Source organism: Streptomyces sp. MP131-18 (assembly GCF_001984575.1).
Lineage (GTDB): Bacteria > Actinomycetota > Actinomycetes > Streptomycetales > Streptomycetaceae > Streptomyces > Streptomyces johnsoniae.
In genome coordinates this window covers 6,588,498-6,604,162 of the sequence record NZ_LZNS01000001.1, presented here as the reverse complement: position 1 = coordinate 6,604,162, position 15,665 = coordinate 6,588,498, and the positions used below count along the sequence as shown (strand labels likewise).

Here is a 15,665-nt window from a genome sequence, read left to right as displayed (position 1 = left end):
TTCAGTCCTCCAGTGCCGCAAGGCCGGGGAGCGTCTTGCCCTCGAGGTATTCGAGGCTGGCTCCGCCGCCGGTCGAGATATGGCCGAATGCCGACTCCTCGAAGCCGAGGGTGCGGACGGCCGCCGCCGAGTCACCGCCGCCGACGACGGTGAAGGCCGGGCTGTCCGCGAGCGCCCGGGCCACGGCCCTGGTCCCACTCGCGAAGTCGGGGTGCTCGAAGACGCCCATCGGGCCGTTCCAGAAGACGGTCGCCGCGTCCGCCAGCTTGGCCGCGTACAGCGCGCTCGTCTCCGGGCCGATGTCCAGACCCTGCCGGCCGGCAGGGATGGCGTCGGCGGACAGCACGGCCGGATCGGCCGGCGCCTTGGTCTTCAGGTCGGGGAACTCCTCGGCCGCCACCACGTCGACGGGGAGCACGAACTCCACGCCCAGCTCGGCGGCCCGGCGCAGGTACTCCCGCACGGCCGGCACCTGGTCCTCCTGGAGCAGGGAGTCGCCGACCTCGTGCCCCTGCGCCTTGAGGAACGTGTAGGCCATGCCGCCGCCGATGAGGATGCGGTCGGCCCTGGCGAGGAGGTGGTCGATGACGCCGAGCTTGTCGGAGACCTTCGCGCCGCCGAGGACGACGGCGTAGGGGCGGCTGACATTCTCGGTGAGCTGCTCCAGCACGCCGACCTCGGTGGCGATCAGGCCGCCCGCGGCGTGCGGGAGCCGGGCCGGGAGGTCGTAGACGGAGGCGTGTTTGCGGTGCACGGCGCCGAAGCCGTCGCCGACGTAGACCTCGGCGAGGCCCGCGAGGCGGTCGGCGAAGGCGCCGCGCTCGGCGTCGTCCTTGCTGGTCTCGCCCGCGTTGAAGCGCAGGTTTTCCAGCAGCGCGACCTCGCCGTCGGCGAGGCCCTCGACGGTGGCCCGGGCGCTCTCGCCCACGGTGTCGGCCGCGAACGCGACCGGGCGGCCGAGGAGTTCACCCAGGCGCTCGGCGACGGGCGCGAGCGAGTACTGCGGGTCGGGGGCGCCCTTGGGCCGCCCCAGGTGCGAGGCGACGACGACGCGGGCGCCGGCCCCCGCGAGCTTTTCGATGGTGGGCACGGCGGCCCGGATGCGGCCGTCGTCGGTGATGGTCCCGTCGGCGAGCGGAACGTTCAGGTCCGCACGGACGAAGACGCGCCGCCCGGCGACCTGGAGATCATCGATCGTCTTCATGCTTGTCTGGGCTCCTAGAGGCTGCTCTGCCATGGCACGAGGGCCCGCAGCGGGCGGTGAGGCGCGCTGCGAGCCCTGCGGACGCGACGGGTCAGAGCCGCTCGCCGACGTAAGAGGTCAGGTCGACGAGGCGGTTGGAGTAGCCCCACTCGTTGTCGTACCAGCCGACGATCTTGACCTGGTTGCCCTGCGCCATGGTGAGCGAGGAGTCAAAGGTGCAGGAGGCCGGCCAGTTGACGATGTCCGAGGAGACGATCTGGTCCTCGGTGTACTCCAGGACGCCCTTCAGGTCGCTGTCCGCGGCGCTGCGGAAGGCGGCGTTGACCTCGTCCCTGGTGGTCTCGCGGCTCAGCTCGACGACCAGGTCGGTGACCGAGCCGGTCGGGACGGGCACGCGCATCGCGATGCCGTCCAGCTTGCCCTTGAGCTGCGGGAGGACCAGGGCGGTGGCCTTGGCGGCACCGGTCGTGGTCGGGATGATGTTGAGCGCGGCGGCGCGGGCGCGACGCAGGTCCTTGTGCGGGAAGTCCAGGATGCGCTGGTCGTTCGTGTACGCGTGGACCGTCGTCATCAGGCCCTTGACGATGCCGAAGCTCTCGTCGAGCACCTTGGCCATGGGCGCCACACAGTTGGTGGTGCACGAGGCGTTCGAGATGACGTGGTGCGCGCTCGCGTCGTACTGGTCCTGGTTCACGCCCATGACGACCGTCAGGTCCTCGTTCTTCGCGGGCGCGGAGATCAGGACCTTCTTGGCCCCGGCGGCCAGGTGCTTGGCGGCGTCGTCGCGCTTCGTGAAGATGCCGGTGGACTCGATGACGATGTCGGCGCCCAGCTCGCCCCACGGCAGCGCCGCCGGGTCACGCTCGGCGAGCGTCTTGAAGGTCTGGTTGCCGACCGAGATGGTGTCCTCGGTGTGGGTGACCTCTTCCTTGAGGCGGCCGAGGATGCTGTCGTACTTGAGCAGGTGCACAAGGGTGGCGTTGTCGGTCAGGTCGTTGACACCGACGATCTGGACGTCCGCCCCCTGTTCAAGGAGTGCGCGGAAGTAGTTGCGACCGATACGGCCAAAGCCGTTGATTCCTACGCGGATCGTCACGAACCGATCTCCTCGTTGGTACGCCGGTGAAACGAACACCGGCGATGCTGTATTGGGATGTCCCCGACCACTTCCGACCCTACCGCGCCCGGGTCCGGCCGGTGACATCGGCCAGGCGTGTTCGGGCCCGGAAACACGGGCCCGCGGGGCCCGCACGGGCGGCCGCGTCAGCCGACCATCTCCTCGGTGAGGGTCGACTCGGTACCCGGAATGCCCAGATCCTGCGCACGCTTGTCGGCCATGGCCAGCAGCCTCCTGATGCGGCCCGCCACCGCGTCCTTGGTCAGCGGCGGATCGGCCAGCGCGCCCAGCTCTTCGAGCGACGCCTGCTTGTGCTCCATCCGCAGCCGACCCGCCGCGGCGAGGTGCTCCGGCACTTCGTCGGCCAGAATCTCCAGCGCGCGCTGGACGCGCGCGCCCGCGGCCACGGCGGCGCGCGCGGAGCGCCTGAGGTTGGCGTCGTCGAAATTGGCCAGGCGGTTGGCCGTGGCGCGCACCTCGCGCCGCATCCGCCGCTCCTCCCAGGCGAGCACGGACTCGTGCGCCCCCAGCCGGGTGAGCAACGCGCCGATGGCGTCGCCGTCGCGCACGACGACGCGGTCCACGCTGCGCACCTCGCGGGCCTTGGCCCCGATCTGGAGGCGGCGGGCCGCACCGACGAGCGCGAGAGCGGCCTCGGGCCCGGGGCAGGTGACTTCGAGCGAGGAGGAACGGCCCGGCTCCGTCAGCGAGCCGTGGGCGAGGAAGGCGCCGCGCCAGGCGGCCTCCGCGTCGCAGGTGGCGCCGGAGACGACCTGCGGCGGCAGGCCGCGGATCGGGCGGCCCCTGCCGTCGACGAGACCTGTCTGCCGGGCCAGCTGATCACCGCCCGCGACCACGCGCACGACGTAGCGGCTGCCGCGGCGCAGCCCGCCCGGGGCCATCACCACCAGGTCGGACGAGTGGCCGAAGATCTCCAGAATGTCCCGGCGCAGCCGCCGCGCGGCGATCCCCGTGTCCAGCTCCGCCTCGATCACGATGCGCCCGCTCACCAGGTGCAGGCCGCCCGCGAAACGCAGGATCGACGACACCTCCGACTTGCGGCAGCAGGTGCGGGTGACGGGAAGCCGGGAGATCTCGTCCTTCACCGCAGCCGTCATCGCCATGGGCCGATCCTTCCATGCATCCGAAAAATACGGTCGTACGCGGCGGCAAGCAGCTCCGGGTCATGCCGGGAAGAGCCGCCCTGCGGGGAGGTGTCCCCTCGGGCGGCCACCGGCGCCAGCTCCACTTCGGCCCCCAGCCGCTCGGCGGCCCGGCACAGACTCTCCTGGTCCGGCACGGCGGCCCGGTCGGCCAGCACCACGTCAAAGGCGAGTTTAGGGGCGTGTTGTACCAAAACCTCCACATGACGCTGCGGGGAGAAGCCATCAGTTTCCCCGGGCTGGGGCGCCAGGTTGAGCGAGAGGACGCGGCGGGCCCTGGTCGCCACGAGGGCGTCGAGCAGCTCGGGAACGAGCAGGTGGGGGATGACGGAGGAAAACCAGGAGCCGGGGCCGAGCACCACCCAGTCCGCGTCGAGCACCGCTTCGACGGCCTCGGGGACGGCGGGCGGGTCGTGGGGAACGAGCACGACCTGCCGCACCTCCCCCGGGGTCAGGGCGACGGCGGCCTGCCCGCGGACGCGGCTCAGCTCGTCCGGGCGGTCCGGCCGGTGGCCGCGGACCAGGGCCTCGAGCTCCAGCGGCACCGCCGACATGGGCAGGACCCGGCCGTGCGCGCCCAGCAGTTTGCCGACGAGGTCGAGGGCGCGCACGTGGTCGCCCAGCTGCTCCCACAGGGCGACGATCAGCAGATTCCCCACGGCGTGGTCGTGCAGGGCGCCCTCACTGGTGAAGCGGTGCTGCACGACCTCCGACCAGGTGCGGCCCCACTCGTCGTCGCCGCACAGGGCGGCCAGTGCCTTGCGCAGGTCCCCGGGGGGCAGCACGCCCAGCTCGTCGCGGAGCCGGCCGCTCGACCCGCCGTCGTCGGCGACGGTGACCACGGCCGTGAGGTCGCCGGTGATGCGGCGCAGCGCGGTCAGCGAGGCGGACAGGCCCATGCCGCCGCCCAGGGCGACGACCTTCGGCTGGGCGCCGCGGCGCCCGCCGCGCAGCGTCCGGACGGTGCCGCGGCTCCGCGGCTGGCCCTCGGCTGCCCGGCGGTGCCGGAGACCCTTGCGCGGCATCTACTCGCGCCCCATGTCCCGGTGGACGACGACCGTTTCGACTCCCTCTGCGGCCAGCCGGCGGGCCAGCCGCTCGGACATGGCGACGCTGCGGTGCTTGCCGCCGGTACAGCCCACCGCGATCGTCACGTAGCGCTTGCCCTCGCGCCGGTACCCGCCCGCGATCAGCTGGAGCAGCTCGGCGTAGCGGTCGAGGAACTCCTTGGCGCCCGGCTGGTTGAACACGTAGCCCGCGACCTCCTCGCTGGTGCCCGTGTAGGGGCGCAGCTCGGGCACCCAGTGCGGATTGGGCAGGAACCGGCAGTCGACGACGTGGTCGGCGTCGACCGGCAGGCCGTACTTGTAGCCGAACGACATCACCGTGGCGCGCAGCTCGGGCTCGTCCCCGCCCGCGAACTGGGCGTCCATCTTGGCGCGCAGCTCGTGCACGTTGAGGTTGGAGGTGTCGATCACCAGGTCGGCGTCGCCGCGCAGCTCGCGCAGCAGGTCACGTTCCGCGGCGATGCCGTCGACGATACGGCCGTCGCCCTGGAGGGGGTGCGGCCTGCGCACGGACTCGAAGCGCTGGACGAGCGCATTGTCCGACGCCTCCAGGAAGACGATGCGCCGGGTGACGCCCTTGGCGTCGAGGTCGGTCAGCGACTCGCGCAGACTGTCGAAGAAGCTCCGGCCGCGGACGTCGACGACGACGGCGATACGGGCCACGTTGCCCTGGGAGCGGGCGCCGAGGTCGACCATGGTCGGGATCAGGGCGGGCGGCAGATTGTCCACGACGAACCAGCCCAGGTCCTCCAGGCACTTGGCCGCGGTGCTGCGCCCCGCGCCGGACATGCCCGAGATGATCACCAGCTCCGGGGTGGTCAGGGCCTCGTCACCGCCGGCCGGCGCGGCCGGCTGCTCTTCGCCTCTGGTCTGTTCGCTCATCATGCAGATCCCCCGCGTGTTCTCTCTCGTGCGTGAAGTGGGTGGGCTCGCTCCCCGCTCAGTCCTCCAGGATCTCGCCGGTCGCGGTGTTGACCGCGGGTGCGGACCGGGCGCCCGCGAGCGCCGCGACGACCGTCTCCGCGGTCCTGCGGCCCACTCCCGGAACCTCGCAGATCTCCTCGACCGTGGCGGTACGGAGCCGCTTGACCGAGCCGAAGTGCTTGAGCAGGGCCTTCTTGCGGGTCTCCCCGAGGCCGGGGACGGCGTCGAGGGGACCCCTTCTTATCGATTGTGACCGCTTGCCCCGCTGATAGCGGATCGCGAAGCGGTGCGCCTCGTCACGGACCCGTTGCAGCAGGTAAAGGCCCTCGCTGGACCGGGGCAGGATCACCGGATCGTCCTCACCCGGCAGCCAGACCTCCTCCAGGCGCTTGGCCAGTCCGCACACGGCGACGTCGTCGATGCCCAGCTCGTCCATCGCCCTGCGGGCGGCGGCCACCTGGGGCTGCCCGCCGTCCACCACCACCAGCTGCGGCGGATAGGCGAAGCGCCGGGGGCGGCCGTCCTCCGTCCTCGGAGACGCCGGAGTGTCCTCCTCCGGTTCCTCCACGGCCCACTCCCCCGTCTTCTCCCGCTCCCTGAGGTAACGGCGGAAACGGCGGGAGACGACCTCATGCATGGCGCGGACGTCGTCCTGGCCGCTGAAGCCCTTGATCTGGAAGCGCCGGTACTCGCTCTTCCTGGCGAGCCCGTCCTCGAAGACGACCATGGACGCCACCACGTCCTCGCCCTGGAGGTGGGAGACGTCGAAGCACTCGATGCGCAGGGGGGCGGAGTCGAGGGCCAGGGCCTCGGTGATCTCCTCCAGGGCCCTGGACCTGGTGGTCAGGTCGGAGGCGCGCTTCGTCTTGTGCAGGGCCAGCGCCTGCTGGGCGTTGCGCTGGACGGTGGCCATGAGGTCCCGCTTGTCGCCACGCTGCGGAACGCGCAGGCTGACCCGGGCGCCGCGGCGCTCGCCGAGCCACTCGGCCAGGGGCTCGGGCGGCTCAGGCAGGGCGGGGACCAGCACCTCCTTGGGCACGCTCTCGCCGCGCTCCTCGCCGTAGAGCTGCTGGAGCGCGCTTTCCACGAGGTCCGCGGTGGTGACGTGCTCCACGCGGTCGGTGACCCAGCCGCGCTGGCCGCGGACCCGGCCGCCGCGGACGTGGAAGATCTGCACGGCCGCCTCCAGCTCGTCCTCGGCCAGGGCGATCAGATCGGCGTCGGTGGCGTCGGCGAGCACCACGGCGTTCTTCTCCAGGGCGCGCCGCAGGGCCTCGATGTCGTCGCGCAGCCGCCCGGCCCGCTCGTACTCCATGGCCTCGGACGCCTCGCGCATCTGCTGCTCCAGGCGCCGCAGGTACGCGCCGGTGCGGCCGGCCATGAAGTCGCAGAACTCCTCGGCCAGCGCGCGGTGCTCCTCGGCGGTGACGCGGCCGGTGCAGGGGGCCGAGCACTTGTCGATGTAGCCGAGCAGGCAGGGCCTGCCGACGTCCCGCGCCCGCTTGAACACACCGGCGGAGCAGGTGCGGACGGGAAAGACGCGCAGCAGCAGGTCGACGGTCTCGCGGATGGCCCAGGCGTGGGCGTAGGGGCCGAAGTAGCGCACGCCCTTGCGCTTGGGGCCGCGCATGACCTGCGCCCTGGGGAACTCCTCGTTCATCGTCACGGCGAGCGACGGATAGCTCTTGTCGTCGCGGTATTTGACGTTGAATCGGGGGTCGTACTCCTTGATCCAGGAGTACTCGAGCTGAAGGGCCTCCACCTCCGTGGAGACCACGGTCCACTCCACGGAGGCGGCGGTGGTGACCATGCTCGCCGTCCTCGGGTGCAGCCCCGTCAGGTCCTGGAAGTAGGAGGACAGGCGCTGCCGCAGGCTTTTCGCCTTCCCGACGTAGATCACCCGGCGGTGATCGTCGCGGAAGCGGTAGACCCCGGGCGAGTCGGGAATCTCGCCCGGCCTGGGGCGGTAGGTGGAGGGGTCGGCCATGAACGCAACCCTACTGCCGCCCACTGACGGCGAGTGACGGTGTCACCAGCCGCGTTGGCGCCACTCCCCGAGGCGCGGACGCTCGGCGCCCAGGGTGGTGTCGGCGCCGTGGCCGGGGTAGACCCAGGTCTCGTCCGGGAGCCGGGCGAAGAGCTTGGTCTCCACGTCGTGCAGCAGCCGGTTGAACGCCCGTGCGTCACCGCGGGTGTTCCCGACGCCGCCGGGGAACAGGCAGTCCCCGGTGAAGACGTGGGGATGGCCCTCGGGATCGTCGTAGATCAGTGCGATGGAACCCGGGGTGTGGCCGACGAGGTGCCGTGCGGTGAGGCGGCAGGTGCCCACGGCGATCTCGCCGCCGTCCTCGACCGGGTGGTCGGTGGGCACGGGGATGCCCGGGGCATCGTGCCGCCCGGCGTAGGTGCGCGCACCGGTGGCGCGCACGACCTCGTCGAGCGCCTGCCAGTGGTCGGCGTGCCGGTGCGTGGTGACGACGGAGGCGATGCCGTCACCACCGATCAGGCGCAGGAGGGTGCCCGGCTCGTCCGCCGCGTCGATGAGCAGCTGCTCGCCGGTGTCGCGGCAGCGCAGCAGGTAGGCATTGTTCTCCATGGGGCCGACCGCGACCTTGGAGATGATCAGCTTGGCCAGCTCGTGCGCGTCGGCCGGGCCGCCGACCGTGACGTTGCCGGTGTAGGACATGGCCGCCAGTGTGTCAGAGCGGCGGCGGCGCGGGCAGGGAACCGGCGGTGGTGAGGCCGCTGCCGGACGTGCGCCCGGTCAGCCAGCCGACCAGGGAGGCGGGGGTGCCGGCGACGACCTGCCGGTCGCCGTTCCCGTCGTCCTCTCCGCTCTCCCCGCCGGTGCGCCAGTGGCGGCCGTCCTCGGCGCGCAGCTCCAGCGGCGGCAGCGCCGGGTGGCCGGCGAAGCGCCGGGCGAGGCTGTCCAGGGAGCGGTCGAGGAAGGCGCCGGGCAGGTCGGCGACGGTGCGGCCGATCCCCAGGTCGATGTGGTGCAGCTCGATCTCGGTCAGGCGGCGGAAGGGGATGCTGTCGAGCGAGTCCGTGACGCCGTTGCGCAGGGTCACCGTGACCTGCCAGTCTGTACCGGTGAGCCGTGCGGCCGTCCGGGCCAGGCGGGCGGCGCTGTCGCGCACGTCCGCGCGGTGGACGGCGGCCGGCCGGTGGGCGTCGCGCTCGATGTCCCCGTTCCTGGCCGCTTCGCTCGCGTACATCGGGCGCCCGTGCAGCACGTTGTCCAGGGCGTCGGCGTTGCGGGCGAGGTGGGCCAGGACGTGGCCGCGCGTCCAGCCGGGCAGGTGCGAGGGCGCCGCGACGTCGCCGTCGTCCAGGGCTTCGAGGGCGGCGAGGAATTGGTCCGTGGCGTCCTGGAGGGTGGCGAGATCCGCTGCGGGTCCGGTCATGATCGCCACGCTAGCCGGATCACTCGGTCGAGGGAAAGTAGGCGGGGTGCGGCACGAAAATGCCGAGAATCGAACGCTCGTGCTATAGGGTGCGGAGCGGTAGGGGACCCGGCATCCGGGGGACATTTGTCCGATGCCGCCCATACTCTTGGACGGGGGTTCCCCACATCCGGCGGTCCCCTTGATCACACAAGAAAGGTGCCATCCGGCGTGGCCGACCGACTCATCGTTCGTGGCGCTCGCGAGCACAATCTGCGGAATGTCTCGCTCGACCTCCCGCGCGACTCGCTCATCGTCTTCACCGGGCTGTCGGGATCGGGGAAGTCCTCGCTCGCCTTCGACACGATCTTCGCCGAGGGCCAGCGCCGTTACGTGGAGTCGCTGTCCGCGTACGCCCGGCAGTTCCTCGGGCAGATGGACAAGCCCGATGTGGACTTCATCGAAGGGCTGTCGCCCGCGGTCTCGATCGATCAGAAGTCGACCTCGCGCAATCCGCGCTCGACGGTCGGCACGATCACGGAGGTCTACGACTACCTGCGGCTGCTGTTCGCCCGCATCGGCAAGCCGCACTGTCCCGAGTGCCGCCGCCCCATCGCGCGGCAGTCGCCGCAGGCGATCGTGGACAAGGTGCTCGGCCTTGAGGAGGGCAGCCGCTTCCAGGTGCTGTCGCCGCTGGTGCGCGAGCGCAAGGGCGAGTTCGTCGACCTCTTCTCCGACCTCCAGACCAAGGGCTACAGCCGTGCCCGTGTGGACGGCGCGACGGTGCAGCTGACCGACCCGCCCAAGCTGAAGAAGCAGGAGAAGCACACCATCGAGGTGGTGGTGGACCGCCTGACCGTCAAGAGCAGCGCCAAGCGCCGCCTGACGGACTCGGTGGAGACGGCGCTCGGGCTCTCGGGCGGCATGGTCGTGCTCGACTTCGTCGACCTGCCCGAGGACGATCCGCAGCGCGAGCGGATGTTCTCCGAGCACCTGTACTGCCCCTACGACGACCTGTCGTTCGAGGAGCTGGAGCCGCGGTCCTTCTCGTTCAACTCGCCCTTCGGCGCCTGCCCGGAGTGCACCGGCATCGGCACCCGTATGGAGGTCGACCCGGAGCTGATCATCCCCGACCCGGAGAAGACCCTGGAGGAGGGCGCGATCCACCCGTGGTCCCACGGTCACACCAGGGGCTACTTCAATCTGCTGATGGGCGCGCTCGGCGACGCGCTGAACTTCAGGACCGACATCCCCTGGCAGGGCCTGCCGCAGCGGGCGAAGAAGGCGCTGCTGCACGGGCACAAGACCAAGATCGAGGTCCGCTACGAAAACCGGCACGGGCAGGAGCGCGCCTACACCACGGCGTTCGAGGGCGTCCTGCCGTTCATCAGGCGCCGGCACGCCGAGGCCGAGAGCGACTCGAGCCGCGAGCGCTTCGAGGGATACATGCGCGAGGCGCCCTGCCCGGCCTGCCACGGCACCCGCCTCAAGCCGCTGATCCTGGCCGTCACCGTGCAGGACCGGTCGATCGCCGATGTCGCGGGCATGTCGATCAGCGAGTGCGCCGACTTCCTGCGCGAGATGAAGCTGAGCGCCCGCGAGAAGACCATCGCCGAGCGCGTGCTCAAGGAGGTCAACGAGCGGCTGCGGTTCCTCGTCGACGTCGGCCTGGACTACCTCTCGCTCGACCGGGCGGCCGGCACCCTCTCCGGCGGCGAGGCGCAGCGCATCCGGCTCGCCACGCAGATCGGCTCCGGTCTGGTCGGCGTGCTGTACGTGCTCGACGAGCCGTCGATCGGCCTGCACCAGCGGGACAACCACCGGTTGATCGAGACCCTGGTCCGGCTCCGCGACCTGGGGAACACGCTGATCGTCGTCGAGCACGACGAGGACACCATCCGCACCTCCGACTGGGTGGTCGACATCGGCCCCGGCGCCGGCGAGCACGGCGGCAAGGTCGTGCACAGCGGGCCGCTGGCCGAGATGCTGGCCAACGAGGACTCGGTGACCGGGCAGTACCTGTCCGGCGCGCGGTCCATCCCGACGCCCGTGGAGCGGCGGCCGGTCGACCCGGAGCGGCAGCTGACGGTGCACGGCGCGCGCGAGCACAATCTGCGCGGCGTCGACGTCGCCTTCCCCATCGGCGTGCTGACGGCCGTCACCGGTGTGTCAGGCTCCGGCAAATCGACGCTGGTCAACGACATCCTCTACACGCACCTGGCCCGCGAGCTGAACGGCGCGAAGGCCGTGCCGGGACGGCACACCCGCGTCACAGGCGACGATCTGGTGGACAAGGTGGTGCACGTCGACCAGTCGCCGATCGGCCGTACCCCGCGGTCCAACCCGGCCACGTACACGGGGGTCTTCGACCACGTCCGCAAGCTGTTCGCCGAGACGGTGGAGGCCAAGGTCCGCGGCTACCTGCCGGGCCGCTTCTCGTTCAACGTCAAGGGCGGCCGCTGCGAAAACTGCTCGGGCGACGGCACCATCAAGATCGAGATGAACTTTCTGCCCGACGTGTACGTGCCATGCGAGGTCTGCCACGGCGCCCGGTACAACCGGGAGACGCTGGACGTGCACTTCAAGGGCAAGTCGATCGCCGAAGTGCTGGACATGCCGATCGAGGAGGCGCTGGACTTCTTCGAGGCCGTGCCCGCCATCGCCCGCCACCTGCGCACGCTCAACGACGTGGGCCTGGGTTACGTGCGTCTCGGGCAGCCGGCGCCGACGCTCTCCGGCGGCGAGGCGCAGCGCGTCAAGCTGGCCGCCGAGCTCCAGCGGCGCTCCACCGGCAGCACGGTGTACGTGCTGGACGAGCCCACCACCGGGCTGCACTTCGAGGACATCCGCAAGCTGATCGCGGTCCTCTCCAATCTGGTCGACAAGGGCAACACGGTCATCGTCATCGAGCACAACCTCGACGTGATCAAGACGGCCGACTGGGTGGTCGACATGGGTCCCGAGGGCGGCAGCGGCGGTGGCCTCGTCATCGCCGAGGGCACCCCGGAGCAGGTGGCCTCCGTTCCGGCCAGCCACACCGGGAAGTTCCTGCGGGATCTGCTGGGCGACTCCATCAGCGACGCCCCCGATCTGCGCCCCGAGCGCACGCGGAAACCGCGGACCGCGCGGCGTTCGCAGACGTCACGCAGGAGCTGAGCCGGGACAGTTGTTTCCCGGAAGTTCCCGACGACCCCCTGGTGGGAAAGGGGCTCCCTTGGAACGCTGACCGCCGGCTGCGCGCAACGCGCAGTCAGGGCAAGCGTTTCTAGGGAGTTCCTGTGTCAGGAATCGCTGCGCGCAGAAGACTTTGCGTGCGTTCGCTGATCGCGGTGGGGGCCGCGTCGGCTCTGACCATCGGTCTCGCGCCGCCGGGAGCGGCCTCGGCCCCGGCCGCCGCCGCACCGGCCGCCGCGCCGGCGTCGGCCGTGTCGGCGGGCCCGGCGGGAGTGGTCGACGGCGACGGCATCGAGCTGTCGCGCACCGAGCAACCGGTCGCCCCGGGCGCCGAGCTGAGCACGTTTCACCGCCTCGAATCGGACAAGTGGCTGAGCGCCCAGGCACTCAGTATCGACCTCACCAGCGACCTGCGCGTCGACTACCTCGCCCCGGAGAACGTCGCCGACGCCGCACCCGTCAGCGAGCTGGCCGCGGCGCACGACCCCGGCGAGGGCCGCACCACCGTCGCCGCCATCAACGGCGACTTCTTCGACATCAACGCCACCCAGGCCCCGCTGGGCACCGGCATCTCAGCAGGCCGGCTCACGCAGTCCGCAAGTCCCGGCACCGGAACGGGCGTCACCGAGGCCGTCGGCATCGGCCCGGAGAGCGCCGGCCGCATCCTGGAGCTGTACTTCGACGGAACGGCCGTTCTGCCCGGCGGCCGCACCCCGCTGGCCGCCTACAACGCCGCGGCCGTCCCCGCAAACGGCATCGGCCTCTACACCCCGCAGTGGGGCGAGGCCGACCGCGCCCAGGCCGTGGCCGACGCCGCCGACGTCACCGAAGTCCTCGTCGAGGACGGGCTGGTGGCCTCCGTGTCCGACAAGGCGGGCGGCGGTCCGATACCCGACGGCGCCTTCGTGCTCCTCGGCCGCGAAGCGGGCGCGGGGACGCTGGGCGCCCTGGCCGCGGGCGACGCCGTCGCCACCGAATACGCCCCGCGCACCGGCGACGGCGGGCCGCTGCCCACGACCGCGGTCGGCGGACGCGGGCTGCTCGTCGTCGACGGCGAGCCGCAGAACTGGGAGGGCAGGCCGAACAACGCGACCGCGCCGCGCACGGCCGTCGGCTTTTCCCGGGACGGGCAGGACATGCACATCCTGACGGTGGACGGCCGGCAGTCGCACTCCGGCGGGGTCACCCTCACGGAGCTGGCCGTGATGATGGCCGACCTCGGCGCGCACAATGCGCTCAACCTCGACGGCGGCGGCTCCAGCACCCTGCTCGCCCGGGACCCGGGAGCCTCGGAGCCCGACCTGGTCAACAGCCCCTCCGACGGCGAGGAACGTCCCGTGCCCAACGGCCTCGCCATCACCGCGCCCGAGGGCAGCGGGACGGCAACGGGCTTCCGCGTCGGCACCGCCGCCGACCCCGCCGTCGCGCCGACCGGCGACACCGTGCCCGGCGGGCACCCGGACCGGGTCTTCCCCGGACTCACGCGGCAGCTGACCGCGGTCGCACACGACGAGACGTACGGCCCCGCCGACTCCCCCACGCCCCGCTGGCACTCGGCGCGCCCCCGCGTCGGCACGGTCGACCGGGACGGCGTCTTCCACGCGGGCCGCCCCGGCACCACCGAAATCACCGCCTCCCGCCACCGCGCAGACGGCGCCACGGAACTGACCGTCGTCGGGGAACTTGACCGCATCGAGCCCACCGCCAGGCGCGTCGGGCTCGCCGACCCGGACGCCACCGGCACGTTCGGCATCCTGGGCCATGACGCCGCAGGCACCTCCGCCCCCATCGAGCCCGCCGACGTTGCGCTCACCTACGACACCTCGCTGTTCACCATCGAGCCCGACCCGGCGAGCGGCGGCTTCCGCGTCACCGCGGCCTCGGCCGCCCCCTCCGCGTCCGGCCTGGTCGAGGTCGCGGTGGCCGGGACCAGCACCGTGCTGGCCGTCACCGTCGGCCTGGACGACACCGCCGTGGCCGACTTCGAGAACGCCGGGGACTGGACGTTCAGCCACGCCCGCGCCGACGGCTCCCTCGCCCCCGAACCCGCCGGCCACGACGGCGGCGCGCTGCGCATAACGTACGACTTCGGCCTCAGCACCGCCACCAGGGCCGCCTACGCCACGCCGCCCGCCGACATCCCCGTCGCGGGGCAGCCCCAGAGTTTCACCCTGTGGATCGAGGGCGACGGCCGCGGCTCCTGGCCGTCCCTCCACCTGAAGGACGCCCACGGCACCGCGCAGGTGCTGCGCGGTGAGCACATCACCTGGGAGGGCTGGCGGCAGGTCACGTTCGACGTGCCGGAGGGCGTGGCCTACCCGCTGTCGGTGCACCGCTTCTACCTAGCCGAAACGCGGCCGGACCAGGCGTACGCCGACAGCATCGTCATCGACGACCTGCGGGCCCGGACGCCTCCCGCTGTCGAGCTGCCCCCGGCCGGGCGGCACGACGATCCGCTGATCGGCTCCGCCGCCGAAGCGGCCGGGCGGGACTGGCAGTTCGCCGTGGTGTCCGACGCCCAGTTCGTGGCGAGGGCCCCGGACAGCGACATCGTCGCCGCGGCCCGCCGCACGCTGCGCGAGGCCAGGGCCGCCGACCCCGACTTCGTCGTGATCAACGGCGACTGGGTGGACGAAGGCTCGCCCGCCGACCTGGACTTCGCCCGCGAGGTGATCGAGGACGAGCTCGGCGACGACCTGCCCTGGTACTACCTGCCCGGCAACCACGAGGTGATGGGCGGCTCCATCGACGCCTTCGAGGCCGAATTCGGCGAGAGCCCGATGACGTTCGACCACGAGGGCACCAGGTTCATCACGCTGGACACCTCGTCGCTGACCCTGCGCGGCGGCGGCTGGGAGCAGATGCAGGAGCTGCGCGGGCAGCTTGACGACGCGGCGGGCGACCGTTCCGTCGGGTCGGTCGTGGTGATGGGCCACGTGCCGCCGCGCGACACCACGGCCCAGCCCGCGAGCCAGCTGACCGACCGGCTCGAAGCGGCGCTGCTGGAGGACTGGCTCACCGACTTCCGCCGGGAGACCGGCAAGGGCACCGCCTACTTCGGCGCGCACGTCGGAATCTTCGACTCCTACCACCTGTCCGGCGTGCCCTGGTTCATCGGCGGGAACGCCGGGAAGGCGCCGTCCGCGCCCGCCGCCGAGGGCGGCTTCTCCGGCTGGGCACTGGTCGGCGTCGACGAGGTGTCCCACGGCGAGCAGGCCAGGGCCAGGCAGCGGCCCCACGAGGTGCTGCCCGACTGGCTGTCGGTGCAGACCAGGCCGCACGTGGACGCGCTGGAGCTGACCGCCCCGGACGCCCTGACCGCGGGCGAGACGGCCGCCGCGGAGGCCGTCCTCACGCAGAACACGCAGGGCACCGCCCGCGAGGTGCCCGTCGCCTCCCCGGTGAGCGCCGACTGGACGGGCTCCCGACGGCTGCACATCGGCGACCCCGACGACGCGGGCCGCCGCGACATCGCCGCGTTCGACCCGGCGACCGGGGAACTCACCGGGCTGCGTCCCGGAACGGTCACCCTCGGCGTCGAGGTCAGCGGCGAGGAACAGTCGGCCCGGGTGCGCGTCACCCGCTGACCGCCCGGCCCCCGGCCTCCGGGGTGTCGGCGGCGCGCGCCGC

The 15,665-nt window shown here is 72.0% G+C and carries 10 protein-coding genes; 2 read left to right on the top strand and 8 right to left on the bottom strand.

Going from position 1 to position 15,665, the window contains the following annotated elements; translation table 11 throughout:
• Position 1: 1 nt before the first annotated feature.
• From STBA_RS29450 to STBA_RS29415, 8 genes are all read right to left on the bottom strand, one after another.
• The gene (locus STBA_RS29450; RefSeq protein ID WP_077062095.1) at positions 2–1,204 is read right to left on the bottom strand and encodes a phosphoglycerate kinase; all 1,203 of its coding nucleotides are present in this window, start codon (positions 1,202–1,204) and stop codon (positions 2–4) included.
• A 91-nt stretch (positions 1,205–1,295) separates the two neighbouring features.
• On the bottom strand, positions 1,296–2,300 hold the full coding sequence (gap, locus tag STBA_RS29445; RefSeq protein ID WP_077062094.1) for a type I glyceraldehyde-3-phosphate dehydrogenase: 1,005 nt from the start codon (positions 2,298–2,300) through the stop codon (positions 1,296–1,298).
• Positions 2,301–2,467: 167 nt separating this feature from the next.
• On the bottom strand, positions 2,468–3,445 hold the full coding sequence (gene whiA / locus STBA_RS29440) for a DNA-binding protein WhiA (RefSeq protein ID WP_077062093.1): 978 nt from the start codon (positions 3,443–3,445) through the stop codon (positions 2,468–2,470).
• Positions 3,436–4,509 (bottom strand): uridine diphosphate-N-acetylglucosamine-binding protein YvcK, encoded by a 1,074-nt coding sequence (yvcK, locus tag STBA_RS29435; protein WP_077062092.1) that lies wholly within the window; start codon positions 4,507–4,509, stop codon positions 3,436–3,438. Before yvcK ends, whiA begins: the two co-directional genes overlap by 10 nt.
• Positions 4,510–5,433 (bottom strand): RNase adapter RapZ, encoded by a 924-nt coding sequence (rapZ, locus tag STBA_RS29430; RefSeq protein ID WP_077062091.1) that lies wholly within the window; start codon positions 5,431–5,433, stop codon positions 4,510–4,512.
• Positions 5,434–5,491: 58 nt separating this feature from the next.
• Complete coding sequence (gene uvrC / locus STBA_RS29425; protein WP_077062090.1) at positions 5,492–7,462, bottom strand: excinuclease ABC subunit UvrC; 1,971 nt, start codon at positions 7,460–7,462, stop codon at positions 5,492–5,494.
• Between the two features lie 42 nt (positions 7,463–7,504).
• On the bottom strand, positions 7,505–8,161 hold the full coding sequence (locus tag STBA_RS29420) for an MBL fold metallo-hydrolase (RefSeq protein WP_077062089.1): 657 nt from the start codon (positions 8,159–8,161) through the stop codon (positions 7,505–7,507).
• Between the two features lie 13 nt (positions 8,162–8,174).
• Positions 8,175–8,882, bottom strand: coding sequence for a maleylpyruvate isomerase family mycothiol-dependent enzyme (locus STBA_RS29415; protein ID WP_077063692.1), 708 nt, complete (start codon positions 8,880–8,882; stop codon positions 8,175–8,177).
• A 210-nt stretch (positions 8,883–9,092) separates the two neighbouring features.
• Between STBA_RS29415 and uvrA the strand changes: the two genes are divergently transcribed.
• Positions 9,093–12,017: an excinuclease ABC subunit UvrA gene (gene uvrA / locus STBA_RS29410; protein WP_077062088.1), complete on the top strand. Its 2,925-nt coding sequence runs from the start codon at positions 9,093–9,095 to the stop codon at positions 12,015–12,017.
• A gap of 155 nt (positions 12,018–12,172) precedes the next feature.
• A complete protein-coding gene (locus STBA_RS29405; RefSeq protein ID WP_253195085.1) occupies positions 12,173–15,622 on the top strand; it encodes a phosphodiester glycosidase family protein in 3,450 nt (1,149 codons plus the stop codon).
• Positions 15,623–15,665 lie beyond the last annotated feature (43 nt).

Coding starts and splice junctions, on each gene's coding strand:
- STBA_RS29450 (WP_077062095.1), bottom strand. CDS start 1,204: ATGAAGACGATCGATGATCTCCAGGTCGCCGGGCGGCGCGTCTTCGTC.
- whiA (WP_077062093.1), bottom strand. CDS start 3,445: ATGGCGATGACGGCTGCGGTGAAGGACGAGATCTCCCGGCTTCCCGTC.
- yvcK (WP_077062092.1), bottom strand. CDS start 4,509: ATGCCGCGCAAGGGTCTCCGGCACCGCCGGGCAGCCGAGGGCCAGCCG.
- rapZ (WP_077062091.1), bottom strand. CDS start 5,433: ATGAGCGAACAGACCAGAGGCGAAGAGCAGCCGGCCGCGCCGGCCGGC.
- uvrC (WP_077062090.1), bottom strand. CDS start 7,462: ATGGCCGACCCCTCCACCTACCGCCCCAGGCCGGGCGAGATTCCCGAC.
- STBA_RS29420 (WP_077062089.1), bottom strand. CDS start 8,161: ATGTCCTACACCGGCAACGTCACGGTCGGCGGCCCGGCCGACGCGCAC.
- STBA_RS29415 (WP_077063692.1), bottom strand. CDS start 8,882: ATGACCGGACCCGCAGCGGATCTCGCCACCCTCCAGGACGCCACGGAC.